Source organism: Chryseobacterium sp. NFX27, assembly GCF_049887855.1.
Taxonomy (GTDB): Bacteria; Bacteroidota; Bacteroidia; order Flavobacteriales; family Weeksellaceae; genus Chryseobacterium.
This window is the reverse complement of the sequence record NZ_JAGEKK010000019.1, coordinates 1-22,877: the sequence shown is the minus strand read 5'-3', so window position 1 is coordinate 22,877 and position 22,877 is coordinate 1. Positions and strand designations below refer to the sequence as shown.

The window sequence follows — 22,877 nt, the reverse complement described above, 5'->3', positions numbered from 1 at the left end:
GGTTTCTTTGTCGTGATAAACTATTTCAGATTTACTATCTTACTAATTCGCAAAACAAATCTATATCAGTACATTTGCTAAAAATTACTATTTGTAAACTTTTAAACAACAAGAATATTAGGCATGAGCGACTTTATCATCGGAATAGGAAAGAGAATAAAAGACATCAGAAAAGCAAATAATCTCACTATCAACGAGCTGGCGAACCGAGCCAGTGTAAGTAACGGTCTGATTTCGAGAATAGAAAATGGCAGAACAATACCTTCTCTTCCTGTTTTGCTTGATCTTATTCAGTCGCTGGAAATTGATGCAAGCTATTTTTTTGAAGGGGTAGAAAGAGGAAGTAATGCCAAATTCATCTACATTCCGAAGGCCAGCCAGCAGATTATTGAAAAGGAAGTGGAAGCGCAGGGCTTCAAATATATGCACATTTTCAGCAAAAGCTTAAATACATTAGGCTTTGAAGCCGTTTTGCTAACACTGGAACCCAATTCAAAGCGCGAAAAAGTAATTACCGATGCCTGGGAATTTAAATATATCCTAAAAGGAACTGTAAAATATTTAATAGATCAGGAAGAAATTATATTATCAGAAGGCGATGCGCTCTATTTCAACGGAAGATATCCCCATGTGCCACAAAGCATTTCCGATGAATCCTGCATTATGCTGGTTTTGTATCTTTATTCCAATAATGGCTGATAAAAAATTTCGTATTAACATCATAAAAGTTTACTATTTGTAAACTTTTATTTTTTCAAATTAACAAATAAATAACGTATCCTTAACAGCAAAATGGTTATTTTACAGTATAACGATAACCTACCCCGCACCATCACATTAAAACAACTAATTAGTTTACAGATCATTACAACCATTCACACTAACCAAAGGGGATAACCTGGCAGCATTCAATGTAAGGTTTAAGAGCCAATTTGTTTACGTACAATTAATTTAAAAAGTTTATAAATATTAAAAATCAAGGCTATTTTTGCAGTGCAATTTTAATATTTGTAAAAAAATGAATGCCATACTTAAAAAAAGTCTCACCCCTTTGTTTGCATGCTGCACCATCGTAGTTTTTGCCCAGAAACAAATTGTGACCGGGCTTATATCAGATGATACTCAATCACTTCCGGGCGCTGTGATATCTGTTGAGGGAACTTCAAAGGTTACCATCACCGATGCGGAAGGAAGATTCACAATCAATGACCTTAAAACCGGTCAGCATATTCTGAAAATAAGCTATATCGGTTTTGAGCCTAAAAACCTGAATATTGACCTTATTTCAGATCAGTCGCTTGATCTGGGAATCATTTCAATGGTTCAGAAACAGAGGAATATTGATGAAGTTGTAGTAACCGGATCTTTGAAAAACAGCGAAGCAAGAGCATTAAATATGCAGAAAAACGCCATCAACATTTCCAATGTTATTGCTTCAGACGGTATCGGAAAACTTCCGGACAGAAATGCAGCAGAGACTGTTCAGAGAGTGCAGGGTGTTTCAATTGAACGTGACCAGGGGGAAGGAAGGTTTGTTTCACTAAGAGGGCTTCCTCCATTTTGGGCTTCTACAACCATCAATGGGAACAGGCTTCCCACCGCTGAAGAGGAAACCACTTCCCGAGCTACGGCATTCGACTTTTTTCCGACTGAATTAATTTCTTATGTGCATGTCAACAAATCTTTTACTCCGGATATGGAAGCAGACGGAATTGGCGGAGGCGTAAATTTCATCACCAAAACTCCACCAATGAAAACTGAGTTCAGAGGAACTTTAGGAACAGGTTACAATGCAAAGTCCGATAAAGGAGTTTACAATCTTGGTTTGCTCTACGGCGGCAGAACGAAAAATAAAAAATTCGGATATCTTGTTAATTTTTCCCACTTTATCAGAAACTGGTCAACAGATAATTTTGAAGCAAGAAGAAGCGGTGACGAAGGGGTTTTCAGAATGGAACTCCGCGACTACAACGGGGTAAGAAAAACCACAGGTGCCAATGCAGCTTTAGAATATGTGTTATCTCCCAAAAGCACATTGTATCTGAAAGGAATGTACGGAACCCTTTCCGACGATGAAACTCACTATAAGCACAGGGTACGGTTTGACAAGTTCAGTGCAACCAACAATACGGCAAGAGTTGAGCTTCAGAATATTCACAATTTGCTGATTACAGAACTCACGTCGGTTTCTTTAGGCGGAGTCCATCAGCTAAACAAAAGTAAAATAGACTGGGATCTTTCTTACTACAACAACCTTTTCAAATACGGAAACATTCCTGATCAGCAGAACAATTCTTACTATGTTATAAAATACACTCAAAGCGGTGTAGGCATCAATCCGGATTATATTTCAAACAAAGGATCGGGCCCGAGAGCCTACTGGAAAGCTGACGGTGGAAAACTAGATTACAAAGATCCTGATGCACTATTTGGTTTTTACAGTAACCCGAACTTCAAAATGGATGCAGGCCAAATGAAATTTACCGATCTGGAATTCTATAAAGTGTATGTGCAGGAAAGAGATAAAATTGTAGCAGGTTTCAACCACGAAATCAATGTTTCAGAAAAACTAACTTTAAAATACGGATTAAAGTACCGGGACAAAGAACGTAATGCCCGCTTCTCAGATATTTTCTACAATTGGTCGAACGGAACAGCTCCCTTATTATCAGATTTCAATCCGTATATCACAAGCCAGCCTGGTGCTGCGAAATATCTGAGCGAGATGAATGCCAATATCGGAAACACTTTCGGCCCGGTACTTTCGACGGGCGGAATGGATCAGTTCTGGTACCAGAATCAGGGAAATTTAGCGATCAACAAAACCGATTCAGAAGCACTGGAATATAATAAGGCATTAGGAAGAAATTTTGATGTTTTCGAAAAACATACAGATGCTTACGGAATGGGAACCTATAAGATCAATGATAAAATAATCATTTTAGGAGGTCTGAGATTATCGAATACCCATACCAAAGTAAAAGGTTACCATATTGTTGACGATGTTCTGATACCGGTGGAGAACACCAAAAACTATCTTGCGGTTTTACCAATGCTGCATTTTAAATATACCATCAACGAAAAAACCAACTTAAGATTTGCGGCAACCCGTACATTTTCAAGACCTAATTTCGGAGATCTTACACCGGGCGGAACCTATATCGAAGCAGATAATGAATTTAAAGGCGGAAACCCGAATCTGAACCCCACCTACTCTATCAACCTGGATCTCATGGGCGAATATTATTTCTCCAATGTCGGGATTCTAAGCGGCGGGATTTTCTATAAATCCATCACAGATCCTATCTTTCAGGATTCTTTCATAGGAAATTACAACGGAATCACCGGAGTCCAGTTCAGTGCTCCAAACAACGGAAAAGCAGCATGGCTAGGCGGAATTGAACTGGGAATCAACAGAAGATTTGATTTTCTACCAGGGTTTCTTCAGTATTTCGGAACACAATTGAATGCCACATTCATGACTTCAGAAATGGAAAAACCAAGCGGCAGAAAAGTAAAGCTTCCGTACCAGGCGAAAGAATTGTACAATATTCAGCTATTCTTTGAGAAAAGCGGATTCAATGCAAGGCTGGCATATAACCATAAAGGAAAGTTTGCGGTAGAATATGCAGAAGAAGATCTTTATGATTCTTATTACGGAAAATACAGCAACTTAGACTTCGGGGCGTCTTATCAGATCAACAAACACTTCACTGTTTTTGCAGATGTCAACAATATCCTGAACAAACCTCTGATCTATCATTTCGGGGAAAGCCAGGACAGACCGGAACAGGTAGAATATTACGGAGTAAGAGGAAACGTTGGGGTAAAACTTAATTTCTAACGCAATGATTACTTCTCTATTAAAAAACAACACATGGAATGTAACTCTGAAAGCGGCCATTGCTGCTTTCGGGGTCTACTTCTGCATGTACGCGTTCAGGAAACCTTTTGCAGTAGCCTCATTCAGCAATCTGGAATTTTTTGGTTTCGATTACAAAATCTTGATTATTCTAGCACAGGCGGTCGGTTATTTTATCTCAAAATTTATCGGAATTAAATTCATTTCAGAATTAAAACCTCAGAAAAGAATTCTTTTTCTTTTGATTTTTATCGGAGCAGCTGAAATCGCTTTGTTAGGTTTTGCAATTGTTCCGGCGCCATACAACATTTTGTTGATGTTCATCAACGGAATTCCTTTGGGAATGATTTGGGGGATTGTTTTCTCCTATATTGAAGGAAGAAAAACCACCGAAATTATCGGTTTATTTCTCTGTTCAAGCTTTGTGGTTTCTTCAGGAGTGGTAAAATCTGCCGGAAAGTTTTTAATGGACAGTTTCGGAGTTTCAGAATTCTGGATGCCGTTTGCTACCGGCTTAATTTTCATTATCCCATTAATCATTTTTGCTGTTTTTTTGAATAAAATCCCTCCTCCGGATGGAGAAGACATCGCTTTGAAAAAAGAAAGAAAACCATTGAGTAAAGACGAAAGAATGTTTTTGGTCAAAAAGTTTTTTCTTCCTTTGTTCAGCATCACAATACTTTACATTTGTCTTACTGTTTTAAGGGATTTCCGGGACAATTTCAGCCGTGAAATCTGGGATGAGATGAGCGGTGCTGCAGACAGCTCGGTCTTCACTTTAACCGAAATTCCGATCTCAGTGATGGTACTGCTGATTCTGGGTTTTATGGTAAAAGTAAAAAACAACAGAAAAGCCTTTGATTACTATCATTATATTCTTTTTGGCGGAATTATTTTAGTCGTTTGCTCCACCATTTTATTTCAGAACAAAATCATCTCTCCATTCTTATGGATGACGGTATCAGGCTTCGGGATGTATCTCTGCTATATTCCTTTTAACGGAATTTATTTCGACCGGATGATTGCCGCATTTAAAATTAAAGGAAATGTAGGATTTTTCATCTACTTCGTGGATGCTTTTGGATATTTGGGAAGTGTTTCGGTACTGTTTCTGAAAAATCTAGGTTCGCAGGACCGTTCCTGGCTTCATTTTTACATCCATCTTAATTACATTATCGCTGTTACTGTTTTCATTTTTTCAGTCATTGCTTTTTTAGCATTTCAAAAAAAATCAGGGTCAAAATCTAATGCAGAAAACGAAAAAACATCGGAGGCGGTTCGTTTCGACGCTTTTAAAATTTAAAATAATGAATATGAATACTCAATATGATCTAATAGTTGTAGGGGGCGGAATTTTAGGAACATTTCACGCTTACCATGCATTGCAGAAAAACCTTAAAGTAGCAATTCTGGAAAGAAATTCTGTTCTTCAGGGAGCAACCGTAAGAAATTTCGGACAAGTCGTTCCCTCCGGAATGGATATCAAATGGCAGAATTTCGGAAAAGAAAGCTTAAAAATTTATAAAGATTTGCAGTCTAAAGCCGATCTTACCGTAAGACAGAATGGTTCGGTATATATTGCGTCCAATGATGAAGAGCTGCAGCTCATCGAAGAGCTTGCCCAGATCAATAAAAATAACGATTATGAATCAGTCATTCTTTCCAAAAGTGAATGTATTCAGAAGTTTGATGGTCTAAGATCCGATTACTGCAAAGGCGGGCTGTTCTTTCCGCAGGAGATCTCAGTAGATTCAGGTGAGATGATTATAAAGCTTCATCAATACCTGAAAAACCAGGAGGGTCTTGATATTTTTTATAATACCACAGTCGTTGAAACAACTGAAAATAATTATCAATGTACCGTTGTAACCGCAGAAGGAAAGAAATTGAATGCCTCAAAAATCATTATCTGTGGCGGACACGAGTTTAAAACTTTGTATCCTGAAGTTTTTAATGAAAGCGATCTTGAAGTCAGTAAACTGCAGATGCTGCAAACCAAACCACAGGGAATTTACTCTCTTCCCGGCAATATTCTTACCGGACTTTCCATCCGAAGATATGAGTCTTTCAGCGAATGTACATCATTTAAAACCATTAAAGAAAAAGAGGATAAAAACTCTTTTGAAAAGAAATTCGGGATTCACATTCTGTTTAAACAGGCTTTGGATGGATCCGTTATTATCGGTGATTCTCACGAATACGCTGACGCAAAAAATGCAGACGATCTCGGCTATGACTTAAATATGGATATCGACGAGTTTATGATCGGGGAAGCAAAAAAGATAATCGACCTTCCTACTTACGAAATACAGAGAAGATGGTTTGGAATGTATTCCCAATGTAAAACCAAAGATATTTTCGAGCACCATATTTCGCCCAATATTCATATCGTAACAGGCATCGGCGGAAAAGGAATGACCGGAAGCGGCGGCTTCGCAAAATTTAATATCAATACAATTTTTTCTTAGAAATGAATATACAATTATTGGTTCTGGATATGGCCGGAACAACGATAGATGAAGATAATGTAGTGTATAAAACACTTACAAAGGCGGTAAATGACTATGGCTACAAGGTAACTTTGGATAAAGTGCTTGAACTCTGCGCCGGCATGGAAAAAGCGGAAGCCATTAAAAATCTGCTGGAAAACATTGGCGGAAATACAGAAGACACTGAAGCCATATTCGAAAATTTCTCCGATGAATTGGTACTTGCCTACAATGATCTCAACGTAAAACCCATCGCTGGTGTGGAAGAATTTTTATTAAAAGTAAAAGCTGAGGGCAAAAAAGTCGTTTTAAATACCGGCTACACTCAAAAAATTGCACAGCAGCTGCTCCAAAAACTAAATTGGAAGGCTGATAAACATTATGATGCACTGATTACTGCCGACGATGTGTCTGAAAGCAGACCAAGTCCTGAAATGATTATTCTTGCCATGTCAAAATTCGGAATCACTGATCCCGGAGAAGTTTTGAAAGCGGGAGATTCCTCTATCGACATTCAGGAAGGAAAAAATGCAGGATGCGGAATAACCATTGCCGTACTGAGCGGTGCGCAAACCAGAGCACAACTCGAACTGGCATTGCCTGATCATATTTTAAATACTCTTCCAGAAGCTGAAAATATTCTTTTTTAATACTTCAAAAACTGATTGCAGATATTTTCTGTAATCAGTTTTAATTCAATCTTACAATAAATTTAAAATAACAAGGACAGTGAAGATCTGAGATGGGATTTTTTGTAAGTGATATTCGTCAAGTACATTAGCGCAAGAAAAAGGTTTTTATAATCTGAATTTCCAAATATTCATTCACCGTTATTATATAGCTTTATTGAGGACAAACAAATTTTTCTTTTTCTTTCTATCATCTGTCATCGGATAAAAAACAACAGCATAAGCGTTGTCAGCAGTTTTATTAAGACCTGAAATAATTAAATCACTCTGCAATTCCAGAACTTCGTCAGTAATCAAATTACGATACCCTTTTGTATCCTTATTGTAGAAAATTTCCAGTAGCTCATCATTTTTGGTGGTCAGCCAACCGTTCCCGAATTCTCCATTAAATCTGGTTACGGAAGTGTTATCTCCTATTTTTTCCGGCTGCCAGGTATTGAAAAATTCATCCCCGATGTCTATCAATTCTTTATTTCGGCAATCACCAGTTACGGTAATGATTTCAACCGATATTTTACCATTTTCTTCACAAAGAATATAAGATTCTTCCTCAAAAGATAAGCTTAATATCTGCCAGAAAAACTCAGAACTGCTGGTTATCTGCCTTTCATTCTTTATATTTCCCAATTCATCAATTTGACGGTGCAGCCAACCATTTTCAACAGTAGTCAGCAGATGAATTTCATTGTCGGCTATAAAAATCTTATTGTTTCGTGGTAAAGGAATTTTGACCGTATGCTTCTTAATTATCATGCCATCTTTAAACTCTATGGCTTCCATTTTATCAGGCTGCTTTTCGGACCATATATCGGCATAGAAAAAAATAGAATATTGATTGGATATTCCTATATAATCACCCAGGAAAGGCTTATTGGCTTTTGGTAACTCGATAGTTCCCCTGTTAAAAACAGGGATGCTTATCTCTAATTCTTTAGTAGGATGATAAGGGATAACTGAAACATAATTTTCTCCGCCGGGGCTAAGAAACAAAGTAGGCAAAATACCCTCATCATCTGCAAAACTTTCCGCATTGCCATCCACATCAATAACAGTATAAACTAATTTATAATCTTCACCACGATCATATACATAATTGGCCAAAAGTGTTTTATCTCCGAACGCAATACTTCCGCGTTCTGAAATTCCAATTTTCGCTGTTAAGGTCGTAACGATACCCAAGTCAGTTTTGCTGCTTATTGTCTGTAAGCCATTGAATGGTTGTATATTGTTCATTATATTACGTGTATTTAATAGTGATTTTTAATCTCACATAAAATTGATATTTGATATTCCTTTCTTTCCGAACCTTTTACACCCACTTCAGAAGCGGATACTGTAAATGTAAACAATAAACGAGACATCTAAATGCTCCCTGGAATTCCAATTACAAAAGAAGGCATATTAACTGAAAACCGATCACCAGGATCTATTGGATATCTTTCGACAGAATCCCCAGTTCTCTAAAATAAATCTCTGTTTTACCTTTTAATGATGCATCATTTATTGAAGTGAGTTAAGTGTTATTTTATATTTTTTTGTAATTTTACTCCGAAGCAGACCGCATTTTCCTGAGCTAAGATACTTTATTACGAGAGATCATACTTACCATAATGAGCAAACTATTACGTGAACATTTTGAGAAAATCACATCCTTAACTGATCAGGAATTTGACTATATCCTCACTCATTTCACCCCGAAGAAACTCAAAAAACATCAATTCTTAATACAGGCCGGAGATAGAGTAATAAACGATTACTTTGTTGTTAAAGGTTTACTTAAAGCTTCTTTCACCAATAATGATGGAAAAGAACATATTCTGCAATTCGCCATGGAAGACTGGTGGGTTTCAGATTTTCAGGCTTATTTTAACCAGACAGAAGCAACATTAAATATCGATTGTATTGAAGCCGTTGAAGTATTATGTCTTTCACTTACCAACCGGGAGAAGCTGTGTTCAGAAATGCATAAAATTGAACATTTCTTTCGCCGTAAATCCAACTTCGGATATATTGCCCTGCAAAGCCGGATATTATCGCTGCTCAACAGCAACGCGAAAGAACGTTATGAAGAATTGTTAAAAAGCTCCCCTGTTTTATTTCAGCGGGTTCCCAAAACATTTATAGCCTCTTATCTTGGGGTTTCCAGAGAAACATTAAGCCGTCTTTCTTCCTGACGTGATCTACATCACAAATTTTTTGTGATATACTTCCTGTACCGGCTTTTCCTTTATCATCACTTTTGTACTGTAATTTAAACAGTTCGACGAACATTCATAACTGAAGTCCGTTTGCCACAACTGCAGGAGTAGAATAATTCACCTTATTTACTTGTGTATCCATAGCAAACAGTTCAGCATTTGAAAAACAGGTAAAAGTTTAACGATGACAATACATAAGAATATAACAAAGCTGCTTTTAACAGCTATTGCTTTGCTCCTGACCAATATTTCTGCCAGCGCACAATCAGATAACCGTTTAGAAATAGTGGCGTCTTTTCAAACGGAAAGACCCGGAAATATTGCAGTATCAAAAAAAGGAAGAGTTTTCATTACGATGAGCGATGCCTCTGTTTCAAAATTTGTAGTAAAAGAAATTTTATCCAATGGGAAATTGGAGGATTTTCCGGACATATCCTGGACTGGAAAACCACAAGGAAATTCCATAAAAGGGATAAGCAGAACCATTGGCATACAGGTTTCGGATGAAATTTTATGGGTATTGGATATTGGCGACAATAGTACTTTTCCTAAACAGCCTCCAAAGCTTATTGGCTGGGATATAGAAACCAAAAAACTCTACAAAATTTTCACTTTGCCTGAGTCTGTGTTGCATTCTTCTTCTTTCTTGCAGGATTTTGTTATCGATGAAAAACATCAGACTGCCATCCTTGCAGATATGAGTTTGGGCGGAATGATATATCCTTCTGTTCCTGCTTTTATAGTCATTGATTTAAAGACAGGCTATAGCCGAAGGGTGCTGGAAAATGATGTATCCCTTCAGTCTTCAAATGAAGATTTGGTAATTAATGGACGTCCATTAAGTCATACCTACCCAGATGGAAAAATCATCAATCCACGCTATCCGCTTAATCCGATCGCGATAGATGCAACGATGGAATGGATATACTTCGGGGCCTTAGGCGGTCATACAATTTTCAGAATCCCTACCCAATATTTAGCAGATGAAAATTTTACCGACAGCCAATTATCTCAAAAAATAGAATATTACACAGCGAAGCCAAAATCTGACGGCATTAAAATAAATGGTAAGGGCGAAGTTTTCATAACCGATGTAGAAAACAATGCTATTGGAATTGCCACACCAATAGGATATTCTATTTTAGTACAGGATAGAGCCTTACTTTCATGGCCAGATGGCCTTGCATTAAGTGCGAACGGATATTTATATATCACTTCAAATCAACTACAGAACAAACCCTGGTGGAACAACGGTAAAGACGACAGCCAACCTCCATATTATGTTTTAAGAATAAAGCTATAGTCACTATTGCATAAGTCTTTTGTAATGTTCACCAGTACTGCCGGTGACTTTCAGAGAGATGTTAAGCCAACGTTGCTCTAATTTAAAATAACTATAAGAGAAAACGTTGTGCAATAAAATATCCAGCACCAACAACAATGAGGGGAAGTGCTATGGATAGAAGCACCAATGTCCATATAAACAACCTGAAGTAACTATACAAAGATGCATTGGAAGGATTGGAAGGATCATAGATTATAGTCTCTGTTTCTCCTACTTTCCACGCCGGTGGATCGCTTCCCTCGGGCAATTCGTATGTAACCAGTTGATTTTCGCTTGTGAGAAAACTGAAGACCGGCACGTACACTTCACCATCCGATTCATACGCCCTCAATTCAATTACTGTAGCAGTAGCTTTATTTCCATGATTTAAAAATTTCACTGTATGACGGAAGCTGATTATTGCCGCTATAAGGAACAACAGTCCCAATGCAAGGATTATATAATATTGCCACATCGTTTTATTTTTAATTATTTCCATTTCACCCGCTATGATATATTAAACTGATAAACAACAGGATACTGCGAATATAGTGTAAATATTGCTTGCTTATCATCTGTATTGTTAAAACGTTCCGATATATTAGAGATTCCGTTTATTCCTTTCTCTATTTGATGTGAATTTCATTTGTACTCAGAAGCGTTTCAAGAAAGGTGTAGAACCGGAGATGAATTTGAAAACTGCCAATTCAGAACGTTAATCAAATCAATAATGGTTTATCTTCAGATCATCAATTTAAAGCTATTCTAAGCGGGATTTTCAGTCAATCGTAGTTTTACTACAATTTTTAAGATTTAATGAAATTTTATATTTAGCAACATATTTTTATCTAACTTAGGTGACATAATATCAAAAAACCACACAAAATATTATGAAAAACACCTCAAATTCTGATAAAGTTTCAGAAAACCACATTTCAGGGATTAACCGTGTGGTAAAACTGGACATTGTGGTTGAGGGCAAGGCTGTCAATCACTTCAAGCACTTCCGTCTACAACAAAGTGCAAGAAGGCACCATGATTTTGAACTGGTATTGGCTCATGACTCTTTAGGCGATGCACAGAACCACAACCTTGAACAGGCTCAAAAGTTTTTAGGAAAAAGAATCACTGTTGTTTTTAAATATAAAGATACTGAAAGTGAAAGTCCCGAAAGAACGTTTGTGGGGCTCATCACCAAAGTAGCATTCAGTCAGGAAAAAATGAGTCTGGGAAATATTATCTTGAAAGGAAAAAGCCCTACTATTCTGATGGATTCTGCTCCGCATACCCAAAGTTTCGGAGGAAATCAGGAGGTGAATACTCATATTATTGCCAACCGGATTATCAAGGAGACACTAGCCTCAAACAAATTTGATTTCAGGGTAGATACCCAAAACAAAAGTTATATTAATTACAGTTCACAATACAACGAAACCCATTACAATTACCTTACAAGGATTGCAGAAGCCTACGGAGAACAGTTCTATTATGACGGTGAAGTCCTTCATTTCGGGAAGCTCCCCTCTTCTGAAAAACCTATCATGCTGGTGTATGGAAGCAATGTAAATGATGTGAATGTTGAGCTGAAAGCCGTTCACACCAAACCGGAATACTTTGGCTATAACAGCAGCAGTCATACTAAAATGGTAGGTGCTGATGATCGTATACAGCATCTGGGAGAATTATCCTCCAAAGCTTATGAACTGAATGACACTATTTTTACCACCCGATCACTGACCCCTACCCCTATCAATGCCAATATGTTCCGTGATGTAGACGATTCCCAAAAGAGTGCAAGGGGAAGTAAAGCAGTAGAGGTTTTTACCGTTACAGGACAAACTACAGTCCCGTTCCTCTATATTGGCTGTGTTGCAGATCTAGCTATGAGAAAGACCGGCAGTAATGAAACCTCACATTTTACAACGCTTATGATTACAGAGGTGAGCCACGAAGTTGACGCAAGAGGATACTATACAGGAAGTTTTGAAGCCATCGCTGAGGGCACGGGTTTTATGCCAAAGCCTGATTTTGAAATGCCCAAAGCGGAACCACAGGTGGCCACTGTTATATCCAATGTAGATCCATTGAATCAGGGCAGAATACAGGTCCGTTTTGACTGGCAGGTAAATGATACTACTCATTTTATCAGAATGATGAGCCCTGATGCGGGTGGAACAGATGCCATAACACAAAACAGGGGTTTTGTAGCTGTTCCTGAGATTGGCGATCAGGTCATGGTAGGATTTGAATACCACAATCCCGATTTTCCTTTTGCCATGGGCGGAATGTTTCATGGGCAGGTAGGCCTGGGCGGAGGTGTGAACAATCATCTGAAGTCTATACAGACGAGAAGCGGTATTCAGGTTTTAATGAATGATGCAGAAAAAAGTGTAACCATTAAAGATCCAAGCGGAAATACCTATTTTATGGATGGGCAGGGTAACATTCATGTTACTGCACCGAAGAATATGACTTTCACAGCAGGTGAAGATATGCATATTTCTGTGGGAAGGAATATGACCACCAAGATTGGGAAGGACAGCACCATGCATATTGGAAATGACCATACCGAATCCATTACAAAAAAATATACACAGACCTCTGAAAATAAAAGCGTTACCGTTAAGCAGGATCAGACAGAAAGCACCGGTAATACATTTAAAAGCACTTCCGGAGAAGCCGATATACAGACCTCGAAAGGCGATTTAAAATTGAGAGGAACATCATTGGCCGTATTCCAGGGAGGAAAAGACGTTAAAGTAAGTAAGGGATAAATTTATAACGATGGATAAAAGTAAATTTCAGTGGCTGCCTACGAATATTCTTCCGGCCTCTGCAATTGAATCCAATCCAAAATAGTAAGACATGGAAAATCAGAATACTTCAGCGCATGATCGTAAGCTTTCTGAAAAAAGAGCAGAAAAACAAAAAAGAGTCAGCGAAGATTCTCCTTTAGAAAAAAGAGAAATGGTAATGCATGGAGCCAAGTTGAAATGTCCCTATGCTCAGGCGCCCGGAGAACTGAAAGTGACCTCAAACGAAATAATCCTTCAGGATAAGCTATTTGCGACACATGGCGATGGAAACAATATGGTTAACCTTCAGTTTAAAGGAACTTGCGGGCACCCGAAATGGCCTGCAAGAAACATGTCTCCCCCACCCTGCATGAGCGTTATCAAATTAAGTCCGTGGCAAAATCTGGGAACCTCTCTTATACAGGAACAAACAGCTTTAGTGAAAGAATCTTTTATCAATTGTGATCCTGAATTTAATAGTGCTGTTGCAAAACCAATTCCGGAGATTGAGAGTATAAGTGAAAAAGCAAAAGAAAATATTATAGATGAGGTGATCAAAGATATTTATATTAATAAAATAGATGCTTCTGTTTTTATCAATTTCGGAAAAAAAGATGGAGATATAAGAATGATAACTAAAGGAGAATGGAATTCTGGAAATGAAGAGCCTGATGGAGAAAAAAATAAATATCTTATTGAGAACAGCCATGTTGTTACAGTTGATGATGCTCAGATACAAGAAAAGTTACAGGAAATTCATAGATTGACCAATAAAACTGAACAACAGATTTATATCTATTTGGATAGAGATTCTGCAAGTATTAAGGCCGTTTTAGGTGAGCAGGGCACTGATGGAGAAGCCACTATAAGTTCAGAAGAGCTTATATTAGGTAAAGATGGAAGTGGAAATGCAATTTATAGTAAACCAATAATTCGTTCAGGAGATATAAGAGGAGCCCTTTTGGGACAGGCACATACTCATAACCTTATGCATGAAAATAATAACAATAAAACATCAGCAAGTTCTACTATGGGGGGAGAAAAAACAGTAAATGGTTTTGGTACTTCTGAAAAGGACAAAAATACCTCCAAGTCTCTTGATATTAATATTTATGCATTAGATTCTTGGAATTTTTCAAGTAAAAACGCAGAAGTTACGATTGGCAGAGTTACACCATCAGGAAAACAAAAATCCAGCATTGGAAAAACTCATGGCAAGGGAGATGGCAAGAAAACAGTTAATATCGGCTTAGAATGTTTAAATTTAAGAGTTGGAAGATGAAAACTATTCGTATTGTAATTTTAGCACTATTGTCAACTTTCATTAGTTGTAATTCATCTATAAAAGCGTCTAAAAATATTTCGGTTGGCAATAGAAATGATTCAATTAACCTTTATGCATTTATAGGAGAGAAAATTTCAGTTGAAGAATTTAATCCCAATATAAATAACAAGGTTATAGAAAAAGAAATTGATGAAGAAACCGGAGATTCAGTAAGTGTTATTAGAACGCACTTTGTGACGGATAATGCATTTCGTTGTAAATATAAAGTGGTAAAAAATATTTTGAATAATTTATCTAATGATACAATTGAATTTTTAGCATATGATCATTATGGAAAACCTTCATTTTCAGAAAAAGATTCAGTAATTCTTTACATCTCAAAAAATAAAAAAGATAATTATTATTTTCATCAAAAATATCAATATGATAAAGTGTTCAAAGATAAGAATGGCAATTACTATAGCTATCCCAAATTCAGCAAGGATATAGAAGATTTGAAATATGCGAAAGAGAATATAAAAGGCTTCAAAGCAAATTTCAAAGATGAAAAATTTAATTTAAACAATTTGAGCCCTGAAGTAAGAAAAGTATATTATCCAGGAGAATTTTATGAAATCAAAAACAATTTTGCAATCCCAATTAAAGGAGTTTATTTGAATGAATTAATAAATTACAGACTAAAAACATCCTTTAAAGATTTGTAAATTACTATTAGGATAGGCTATAAGTCTTATAAAGGACACACAGATAATTTTATGGATTATCGGATGTAGAAGATTCAACAGATAAAAATAGAAATACAAGATTAGCATACTACAAATGGCAGTTAGTGATACTTTGAAAGGCATTATCAGGATTCCTTGAATTGGGATAACGATACAAAAGTCTCATACATCATATTTTATAACCATAAAAAACATCTGTATCATATAAAATATTATTGTGGAGAGGATGACAAATGCAAAATCAATGATAATGTGAACATTACATTAAAAGATTTACCCACAAAATTAAAATTAAAAATCATTAAAGATTTGGAAACAAAATATAATAGTGCAAATGACTTTCAATAATAAGCTGAAAATATGTTTTATATCAATAATGGTGATTTCCTGTGCGAGAAATCAATCTAAAAGAACCTCAGACAAAGAGGATATCAATATAGCAAAAATTGATTCTACGGAAATTGTTGGTAAAATATCGGCGTCTTCCAAGAAGCAAAGTATGCAAAAATATGTAGATACATTGAGTATTCCTTTGCAATATGTGGTAACCATTCCGTTGGAAGTCAATAAAAAAAAGATGGACATTCGGTTGCGACTTTCGAAGTCTGAAGATTTGGCAGGACGAAAAAATTATACCATTCCTGAAATACAGGAAGACACCAAGGGCCTTTTACCTAGGTCTGCCTACGAATGTATAGAAGGAACAGTTGAACTTCAGCATTGGCAAGTGATCAATAAGAGTTCATATTATGATACTTATTATTATTATAAGAATAAAGATTTTAAAGAAAATGATTTTGTAAGTAAGAAAAAAATGATTTTTCGTAATGAAGACTACAATTTTATATCAGTAACAGATGTTGATAATGATGGATATGAAGACCTTCTTATCCTCGATCTTGCAAGCTCTATGAGAGACAATGATATGTATCAATTTTACAAATGGTCTGAAAAAGAAAACAGATTTATATTTATGCCAGATTTTTTCGATAAAGCCCCTTTCTATGGATGGGACAAAACAGGAAAATATCTGATAACAGGAGTGAGTGATACCAAAGAAAGAACACTTTATAAAAATAAAATTGTTGGGGATAAATTGAAAACCATTGATCAATGTACAGAATATGCAGTATCAGATAAACTTTGTTGGTAGATGAATATCTTTAAAAGTGATCAAAATATAATAGCGTAAATGATTTTTACTAATCAGCTCAAAATAAAATGGTATGAGTGACGAACAACAAAAAGACGACTATTCTGTAAATCCCAATCAAAAGGTTTATGATCTGCCACACCAGGTAGATCATGAAGTGAATGTGGTGAAAATATATTTTGCGAAACAGGTTCCTAAAATGACTTGGGAAACTAAAGAAGAAACTTATACCGTTAAAAGTGGAGGTCTGGTATCTGATGTAAAAAAGAAGTATGAAAAAAAAGGAAGAAGAAACCTCAAGGCAGATCAGGAAGATTCTGTAAAATTAAAAGCAAAAGAATCGGTAAAAGTTACCTGGGAAGAAGAAGTGCAGGCAAAAAAAGCTGATGGCAGCCCGGATTTTGATTTTGAAAGAATAAACAGCATCACCATTAAAAAGAAAGTATGGGTGGTAGCCAATTGTGAAGGAGCAAGCGGCAAGCTATCTGTGGAGATCCATGAAAATAAATTGAAAAATGCAGAAAACATTTATGAAAATCCTGTAAAGTTTTTAGATGGCGAAGAAGAGAAAAGCAAAATAGAATTCACGATCAACGGAACCCTCGTTTATGCAAAAGAAATAACGATGCGTCCTAAAAGTGATGAAAATCTAAAGAAACTGATAGAGAAATTTGCTAAAAGAGAGGATGTAAACGCCTTTTTATATTTCAAAGCTGAAGTAACAGGAACAGAAGATGAGATTAAATTTCCGGATGACTCGCATGAGTTTTTAAATAAAGACAATGAAAGGTTTGAGATCAGATATTGTAATTGTGGAAACAATTATGACATTACCTGTACCCGATATAGTAAAAAATATGGACCAGCCTACTGGGGATCGAAAAAACTTGAAAATTATTCCGATTGGGATACATTGATTGAAGAAAAGAAAATTACGGCTGAAGAAAAGGCTATTTTGGTGGGAATGTCTGAAAATGAAGGCAAGTTAGATTCTGTTCAATCCTACGACTGGGACCTTTCGGGTGAACAGATGATATTAACGGCAGGGGCCATGCAGAAAACAGTGGATCATACCGGAAAAGGTGAATTTACTACACAGGTTGAAGAATTTAAAGCTCAACATCCTGAAAAATATGACGAGTTATTTGTATCATGTGGTTGGACGGTGGACTCCGGGATTTTATACTATAAGGATCCATCAGATCCTAAAGCAGAGAAAATTACGGGAAATACATTATCAAATAAAATCAGAGAAAACTGTAAAGAGTCTTTATTTGGAAAAACAGTGGAATGTAAGCCTTTGCAACCGATTGTAAATGCCGTTATTGATAAAGTATTTCAGGAAAAACAAGTGCTGGATTTTATTAAAAGATTGAAAGAGGTGGTACTTCCTTTAACTCCTACAGGCTATTCCTATAAATTGTCGGATTATTTAAAATCAAAATTAGGTAAAGCAACCGTACTGGATCATCACATTAACAGACCAGGATTTGTAAAAGATGATTTTGGTGCTGCACTAGACCGGTTTTTTGCAAAAAAAGATGCCAACACAGCCAAAGAAAATAAAACCAGAAAAGAAGGTGAAAAACTAGAAAAAGTATCAAGAAATCCTGGCGAATGGGGAGATATGCACGGCACATATGAGCAGGAAATTCTTGATGATTACGGTAATAAAAGAAGAGGTACAGATATGGATAAACGTTATGAAAAAATGGAAAAAAACTCAAACTTATCATGAAAAAATTGACATCCATCCTAATGATTTTAGTCATTTTTATTACATGTGGAAACACGGTTTCCCATCGAAATCTTGATGTGCAGAATCAAACAGTAAGGAAAGACACCACAATTACTTTAAATCATAATTTATCATTGTATTATGCTTCCTATAACAGTCCTATGAAACTATGGTATAATCTCCATATTATTAATAACAAGAAGAAGATAAAAGTAGGCAAAGGAACTAAATTTAAAGGTACCGGAAGTGAACTCTACTCTTCATTATCCCCTAATGCAAAGTATGTGGTAGTGGACGGCATCATCAAAGAATATGTGCATGAAAGCGATAAAGACAGTACCCTGCATGAAAACTACACCTGTGCTATTATCGACATAAAAAAAGCAAAAATAATTAAACAGATGCAACAGGATTGTGATGGGTCATGGAACAAAAAAAGTCAGTGGGTTTCCTCTGCAGGAAAAGTAGTTTTTGAGTAAATAATGAGCGAAAAGTTATGGAGCCCGTATTTCCCATAGATATTAAATTGAACCTTTCAGAAGGAAAGAAATTTTACCGCTATTCCTGTAATGAATATACCACTATCACTGGAAAAACGCATAGAAGTGAGCTCAACAAAAATTTTCATGTGACGCTGAAGCGTTTAGAAAAAGAAAGGTTTGAATACCATATCGAAATTTTTGACAGAGTTCATCGCGATAAGGAACTATCCCTGTCCGAAAAAGATTTTTTAGCCAGAATTGCAGAGATCAATGATGATGTAGTGCTCATAACAGACGAATATGGAAACTTAAAAAACATCCAGGGATTGTCAGTTCTTCAGGATAGAGTGGAAAAAACAGTAGAAAAGCTCTCCCGATCCTATGTTGGCAGACAGGCAGAAGATTCTTATCAGTTCTTAAAAACATTCTATCAACAGGAGAATTTGGTGGGTAAAGACTTTTTAAAAAACATTCATTTTGGAATGATCCTCCATAAGTTTTATGGCAGGTACGGGAAGGAAGACCAGGTAAAGCATACCGTGCGCTATAGTAATTTTATGGCCAATACCGTAATAGATATAGATGAGCATGTACAACCCGAAGATATGCGTTGTGATGATGAATTATTACTGATACAGTACACCGGCAATATTCCTTCCGATAAAAATTGGGAAATGTTTTACGGGGAAATGAAAAGAAAAGAAATAGCATATAACAGTAAAATAGATTTTCCAGAACTGAACAAATATAAAGGGCAGATTTTATTAGATTTTAAAACCAAAGAAGTCTTGGAGCATAAACTAACCGTAGAATTTTCCCTGGGAGAGAACTACCAAAAGAAAATCATCTATCATATAAAAGAAATAAGCCATGAAGAACTATAAAAAATAAGATGGATTGAAGAGCCGAAGGATCAGCTGGATGAAAATTTGGAGGTCTGAGCTTTACCTTATTGAAGGAAGATAAAATCATGGATAATTCTCCTAAGGAAATATTGAAAACCCTGCATTAAAAAAGAAAATCTTAAAATGGCAACACGTATTACAATAACAGATTCCGGACAAACCCAGACTTTAAACGGTCCATTGGCTCCGGATACTCCCGATAACTCATTGCAGCGCGTTACTGAAGTTTATTTTGCCAAGAAAACGACAACAGACAATGGAACAAGAGTAAATTTCACGAAAATTGATTCTGCTCATGTACAGCAGGATCATCTGAATCAAAATATTCCATACGATTCCATACTGGGAAAAACGGTATATCTGGTTATAGAGACCAGCAATATGCAGACTTTGAGTGTAGATGTGGTCATAAGACCTTCAGCAGGTACCATGACAGAAAATACAGATCCATTACAGTTGATGCGTTTTGTATTTCCTGACAGATATGAAGCACAGAGGCTGTTTACGGTACAGGTTGGAAATTTTGATGCCCTTAACAATAGACAAGGCAGCCATGGCCATTATGTCAACTTAAGTGATCATAGCAATAAAGCCATTATTAAGCTGCAACTAAGACCTGACGGAAGGGCTGTTTTTGATGACTGGACCAGAAGACTGGCAGAAAACAGCATTAATTTGGAAGTGGCGGTAGAAAGAACAGACAATAATCCCTGTGCCTATGGAGATGGTCAGGAAGAAATAAACGGAGCCGGTATTTTCTTAAATGATGACCGAGGAAGATTCAGAGTGGTCAATAAAAATATATATACCATTTACCATAGCAGTAATACGTACAATACATTGGAGGAGATTAGTATAAACCCATCCAGAAGAAGAAGGGTTCAGAAAGTTCTGAACAGGCATTCTGATGAAGTTATCTTTTTTTATTACGACCAAAACGATAATGAACACAGGATATGTGCCAGAACTAAAGAAACGGTAACCAGAAAAAGAAGAGTCAATACAGTTCCGCCGCTGGCCCAAAGAGGAGTTCTTTCGGAAACAATAGATTTCACTGCGAACAGAGCGGCCGGAGAAAATATAGATGCTCACCAGCTATTGGTATATGCCAACGGAACTTTGGGTGATGGAGCCACCGACAAATGGTACGCCAATCAGCAGGGAACCGTCGAGTTGGTCGATATGGATATTTTAGCGAATAATGGTGTAGGACCACAGATTTTTGAAGCATTCAATTATAATCGGGACGGCGTCATCATCCGGTATGGATTTCAGCACACCAGAAGAAGGAGCGTTCAGCCGGATTTATTTGCCGGTTTCTTAGGGGCACTGGCACAATTCAGGCAGGAAGGGCACACTCATTATATTGTGTCTCAAGGCTTTTCTTATTCTGATGCGTCCTGCTATCCCAGTGCAGAACATGTGAACGGAGAAGCGGGAGATCTGAATTTATTAACGACTCTGCAAAACGGAGCCAATACAGTCCTTTCGGCAGCGAATTTTGATTATGACAGCCAGGTTATCCTTCGGAATATTCTCTTTGATTTTGGATTCAGCTCAGGCCGGTCAGAGAATTTTTCCAATACCTCAAATGCCAGTGCTGCAGACAATGCCAGTACGCGGTTACCTCATACCACGCATACCGCTACTCCAAGACACAATAACCATTTGCATGTTCACGGTTTCACCCCAATATTAGATATATATGCCTAAAATTAATATCGCCTGTTTTACTGTTCTGTTTTTTCTTTTTTCCTGCTCCACTAAGGCTCAAACAGAAAATAGCATAAACACAGAGGCACATTCAACAGATAAAGGATCGGTTTTCTTAAACACCAATAAAGCTGATTGTATCAATCTGCCATTTGGATATTCAGATATTTCAAAGCGGATAACCCTTGACTCTATTCTGTCTGCCATACAGGATGAAAATAAATTGAAAGAAATCAATGCCTTACAATTTGAAAAACCCATAAAAAAAGATCTTATACTGCTTCCCGAAGAATACCATGTTTTCCTGCCATTCAGCAAAAATGTCAATGAAAAATATGACCGGATTAAAATAGCCTCAGATTTTCTGTGTTACGGAGACTATTCCCTGTACTTTATGGCGGTCTATAATACCACTCGCTATGCCGACCCTTTTATTGAAAAAATGTATCTGATTTCAACGAAGAACGGTAAGCTGACCGATATGAAGAGAATTTATCTTAATCATCAGGGAGAAATGGGATTTGCCAACTATACCCTGTTTAATATCGATAAAAATTATATCATTTCTCTGCAGGACTATGAGTTGACTGAAGGTCCTTTTAAACTAAAACCTTTACAGAAATACCAGATTCTGCCCTCCGGAAAATTTACAAGATACTACGATCATGACGGTCCTTATAAAGATAATGAAGAACAGGGCATGGTGAAAAATCACCATAAAGAAGGAAAATGGACAGAATACAAACCAAACGGATTCATCGATTTACAAAAATATCCGGAGTTTACGGATCCTTATACTTACCTGGAAGCAGAATATAAAAACGGGTTACCCACCGGAACATGGAAGTTTTATAAATTACTGCAAAAATATAATGAAGAAACCGGAGAACCCTTACTCAATACAAGAAAAAAGGGACCACTGATCTCTACTGAAATCTATAGAGAAGGCGTATTAGAAAAACAGGAATTTCATTAATGCAGGCCGGCTACTCTATGCACGATTACATTAAACCTTTGCGTTAATGAAATTTCTATTCTGTTCTGGAATTATTGAAAATAAGAGCAGATCATATTTTTTAACGCAAAGGCTTTATAGATCCTTATGATTTTAAGGGAAGCAAAGGATCGCCGTTTCACGCTGATTAAGCGCACGGATAAACGCCTGCTTCATCAATCAATCAAAGATTGATTCTCTCTTTGCCCTTCTAGTCTATGCATCATTACATTAAACCTTTGCGTTAATGTAATTTCTATTCTGCTTTGGAATTCTTGAAAAATAAGAGCAGTTCATATTTTTTAACGAAGGCTTTATAAGATCCCTATGATTTTAAGGAAAGCAAAGGATGACCGTTTCACGCTGATTAAGCGCAAGGATAAAACGCCCGCTTCACCAAGAGGCTGTCTCAAAAGGGGCAGTCTTTTTTTGTGTCTCAAAGTTTGCGATCTACAATTTTTCAGGTTTAGATTTCCGTTATTTGTTTTTTCAGGAATTTTTTTGATATTTTAGTAAAAAGCAGGA

At 36.7% G+C, this 22,877-nt stretch carries 18 protein-coding genes; 16 read left to right on the top strand and 2 right to left on the bottom strand.

The window, feature by feature from the left end; translation table 11 throughout:
- The first annotated feature begins 123 nt into the window (after positions 1-123).
- The 5 genes from J4Q03_RS17670 (at position 124) to J4Q03_RS17650 (ending at position 7,001) form a co-directional block, all read left to right on the top strand.
- Entirely contained in the window at positions 124-699 is a 576-nt protein-coding gene (locus J4Q03_RS17670; RefSeq protein ID WP_426049443.1) for a helix-turn-helix domain-containing protein, read from the top strand.
- Between the two features lie 319 nt (positions 700-1,018).
- Positions 1,019-3,844 carry a TonB-dependent receptor gene (locus J4Q03_RS17665; protein ID WP_426049442.1) on the top strand — a complete coding sequence of 942 codons (2,826 nt, stop codon included), beginning with the start codon at positions 1,019-1,021 and terminating at the stop codon, positions 3,842-3,844.
- Between the two features lie 4 nt (positions 3,845-3,848).
- Positions 3,849-5,165 carry a DUF5690 family protein gene (locus J4Q03_RS17660; RefSeq protein WP_426049441.1) on the top strand — a complete coding sequence of 439 codons (1,317 nt, stop codon included), beginning with the start codon at positions 3,849-3,851 and terminating at the stop codon, positions 5,163-5,165.
- A 10-nt stretch (positions 5,166-5,175) separates the two neighbouring features.
- Entirely contained in the window at positions 5,176-6,330 is a 1,155-nt protein-coding gene (locus tag J4Q03_RS17655) for a TIGR03364 family FAD-dependent oxidoreductase (RefSeq protein WP_426049440.1), read from the top strand.
- 2 nt (positions 6,331-6,332) lie between these two features.
- The gene (locus J4Q03_RS17650) at positions 6,333-7,001 is read left to right on the top strand and encodes a phosphonatase-like hydrolase (protein ID WP_426049439.1); all 669 of its coding nucleotides are present in this window, start codon (positions 6,333-6,335) and stop codon (positions 6,999-7,001) included.
- Positions 7,002-7,184: 183 nt separating this feature from the next.
- On the opposite strand, the gene J4Q03_RS17645 is transcribed toward J4Q03_RS17650, so the two are convergent.
- Positions 7,185-8,273, bottom strand: a complete 1,089-nt coding sequence (locus J4Q03_RS17645) for a hypothetical protein (protein WP_426049438.1) — start codon at positions 8,271-8,273, stop codon at positions 7,185-7,187.
- A 377-nt stretch (positions 8,274-8,650) separates the two neighbouring features.
- Between J4Q03_RS17645 and J4Q03_RS17640 the strand changes: the two genes are divergently transcribed.
- Together J4Q03_RS17640 and J4Q03_RS17635 are read left to right on the top strand one after the other, a co-directional pair.
- Entirely contained in the window at positions 8,651-9,214 is a 564-nt protein-coding gene (locus J4Q03_RS17640) for a Crp/Fnr family transcriptional regulator (RefSeq protein WP_426049437.1), read from the top strand.
- Between the two features lie 208 nt (positions 9,215-9,422).
- Entirely contained in the window at positions 9,423-10,541 is a 1,119-nt protein-coding gene (locus J4Q03_RS17635) for an L-dopachrome tautomerase-related protein (protein WP_426049436.1), read from the top strand.
- A gap of 91 nt (positions 10,542-10,632) precedes the next feature.
- Here the strand turns inward: J4Q03_RS17635 and J4Q03_RS17630 are convergent, their stop codons facing one another.
- Positions 10,633-11,061 (bottom strand): DUF3592 domain-containing protein, encoded by a 429-nt coding sequence (locus J4Q03_RS17630; RefSeq protein WP_426049435.1) that lies wholly within the window; start codon positions 11,059-11,061, stop codon positions 10,633-10,635.
- Positions 11,062-11,452: 391 nt separating this feature from the next.
- Here J4Q03_RS17630 and J4Q03_RS17625 point away from each other — a divergent pair, with 391 nt between their 5' ends.
- The 9 genes from J4Q03_RS17625 (at position 11,453) to J4Q03_RS17585 (ending at position 22,334) form a co-directional block, all read left to right on the top strand.
- Positions 11,453-13,336 carry a type VI secretion system Vgr family protein gene (locus tag J4Q03_RS17625; protein WP_426049434.1) on the top strand — a complete coding sequence of 628 codons (1,884 nt, stop codon included), beginning with the start codon at positions 11,453-11,455 and terminating at the stop codon, positions 13,334-13,336.
- Between the two features lie 91 nt (positions 13,337-13,427).
- On the top strand, positions 13,428-14,639 hold the full coding sequence (locus tag J4Q03_RS17620) for a PAAR-like protein (protein WP_426049433.1): 1,212 nt from the start codon (positions 13,428-13,430) through the stop codon (positions 14,637-14,639).
- Positions 14,636-15,346 carry a hypothetical protein gene (locus tag J4Q03_RS17615; RefSeq protein WP_426049432.1) on the top strand — a complete coding sequence of 237 codons (711 nt, stop codon included), beginning with the start codon at positions 14,636-14,638 and terminating at the stop codon, positions 15,344-15,346. The genes J4Q03_RS17620 and J4Q03_RS17615 overlap by 4 nt, the downstream gene beginning before the upstream one ends.
- Positions 15,347-15,701: 355 nt before the next feature.
- Positions 15,702-16,520 carry a hypothetical protein gene (locus tag J4Q03_RS17610; RefSeq protein WP_426049431.1) on the top strand — a complete coding sequence of 273 codons (819 nt, stop codon included), beginning with the start codon at positions 15,702-15,704 and terminating at the stop codon, positions 16,518-16,520.
- A 73-nt stretch (positions 16,521-16,593) separates the two neighbouring features.
- Positions 16,594-18,258, top strand: a complete 1,665-nt coding sequence (locus J4Q03_RS17605) for a hypothetical protein (RefSeq protein ID WP_426049430.1) — start codon at positions 16,594-16,596, stop codon at positions 18,256-18,258.
- Positions 18,255-18,737 (top strand): hypothetical protein, encoded by a 483-nt coding sequence (locus J4Q03_RS17600; protein WP_426049429.1) that lies wholly within the window; start codon positions 18,255-18,257, stop codon positions 18,735-18,737. Before J4Q03_RS17605 ends, J4Q03_RS17600 begins: the two co-directional genes overlap by 4 nt.
- 17 nt (positions 18,738-18,754) lie before the next feature.
- Positions 18,755-19,624 carry a hypothetical protein gene (locus tag J4Q03_RS17595; RefSeq protein WP_426049428.1) on the top strand — a complete coding sequence of 290 codons (870 nt, stop codon included), beginning with the start codon at positions 18,755-18,757 and terminating at the stop codon, positions 19,622-19,624.
- A gap of 144 nt (positions 19,625-19,768) precedes the next feature.
- Positions 19,769-21,358 carry a hypothetical protein gene (locus J4Q03_RS17590; protein ID WP_426049427.1) on the top strand — a complete coding sequence of 530 codons (1,590 nt, stop codon included), beginning with the start codon at positions 19,769-19,771 and terminating at the stop codon, positions 21,356-21,358.
- Positions 21,351-22,334 carry a hypothetical protein gene (locus J4Q03_RS17585; RefSeq protein WP_426049426.1) on the top strand — a complete coding sequence of 328 codons (984 nt, stop codon included), beginning with the start codon at positions 21,351-21,353 and terminating at the stop codon, positions 22,332-22,334. The genes J4Q03_RS17590 and J4Q03_RS17585 overlap by 8 nt, the downstream gene beginning before the upstream one ends.
- Positions 22,335-22,877: the final 543 nt, after the last annotated feature.

Excerpts from the sequence above, each read along its gene's own strand:
- J4Q03_RS17625 (WP_426049434.1), top strand. The coding sequence starts at position 11,453 with ATGAAAAACACCTCAAATTCTGATAAAGTTTCAGAAAACCACATTTCA.
- J4Q03_RS17595 (WP_426049428.1), top strand. The coding sequence starts at position 18,755 with ATGGAGCCCGTATTTCCCATAGATATTAAATTGAACCTTTCAGAAGGA.
- J4Q03_RS17605 (WP_426049430.1), top strand. The coding sequence starts at position 16,594 with ATGAGTGACGAACAACAAAAAGACGACTATTCTGTAAATCCCAATCAA.
- J4Q03_RS17590 (WP_426049427.1), top strand. The coding sequence starts at position 19,769 with ATGGCAACACGTATTACAATAACAGATTCCGGACAAACCCAGACTTTA.
- J4Q03_RS17660 (WP_426049441.1), top strand. The coding sequence starts at position 3,849 with ATGATTACTTCTCTATTAAAAAACAACACATGGAATGTAACTCTGAAA.
- J4Q03_RS17630 (WP_426049435.1), bottom strand. The coding sequence starts at position 11,061 with ATGGAAATAATTAAAAATAAAACGATGTGGCAATATTATATAATCCTT.
- J4Q03_RS17670 (WP_426049443.1), top strand. The coding sequence starts at position 124 with ATGAGCGACTTTATCATCGGAATAGGAAAGAGAATAAAAGACATCAGA.
- J4Q03_RS17640 (WP_426049437.1), top strand. The coding sequence starts at position 8,651 with ATGAGCAAACTATTACGTGAACATTTTGAGAAAATCACATCCTTAACT.
- J4Q03_RS17650 (WP_426049439.1), top strand. The coding sequence starts at position 6,333 with ATGAATATACAATTATTGGTTCTGGATATGGCCGGAACAACGATAGAT.
- J4Q03_RS17600 (WP_426049429.1), top strand. The coding sequence starts at position 18,255 with ATGAAAAAATTGACATCCATCCTAATGATTTTAGTCATTTTTATTACA.
- J4Q03_RS17620 (WP_426049433.1), top strand. The coding sequence starts at position 13,428 with ATGGAAAATCAGAATACTTCAGCGCATGATCGTAAGCTTTCTGAAAAA.
- J4Q03_RS17665 (WP_426049442.1), top strand. The coding sequence starts at position 1,019 with ATGAATGCCATACTTAAAAAAAGTCTCACCCCTTTGTTTGCATGCTGC.
- J4Q03_RS17645 (WP_426049438.1), bottom strand. The coding sequence starts at position 8,273 with ATGAACAATATACAACCATTCAATGGCTTACAGACAATAAGCAGCAAA.
- J4Q03_RS17655 (WP_426049440.1), top strand. The coding sequence starts at position 5,176 with ATGAATACTCAATATGATCTAATAGTTGTAGGGGGCGGAATTTTAGGA.
- J4Q03_RS17610 (WP_426049431.1), top strand. The coding sequence starts at position 15,702 with ATGACTTTCAATAATAAGCTGAAAATATGTTTTATATCAATAATGGTG.
- J4Q03_RS17585 (WP_426049426.1), top strand. The coding sequence starts at position 21,351 with ATGCCTAAAATTAATATCGCCTGTTTTACTGTTCTGTTTTTTCTTTTT.
- J4Q03_RS17635 (WP_426049436.1), top strand. The coding sequence starts at position 9,423 with ATGACAATACATAAGAATATAACAAAGCTGCTTTTAACAGCTATTGCT.
- J4Q03_RS17615 (WP_426049432.1), top strand. The coding sequence starts at position 14,636 with ATGAAAACTATTCGTATTGTAATTTTAGCACTATTGTCAACTTTCATT.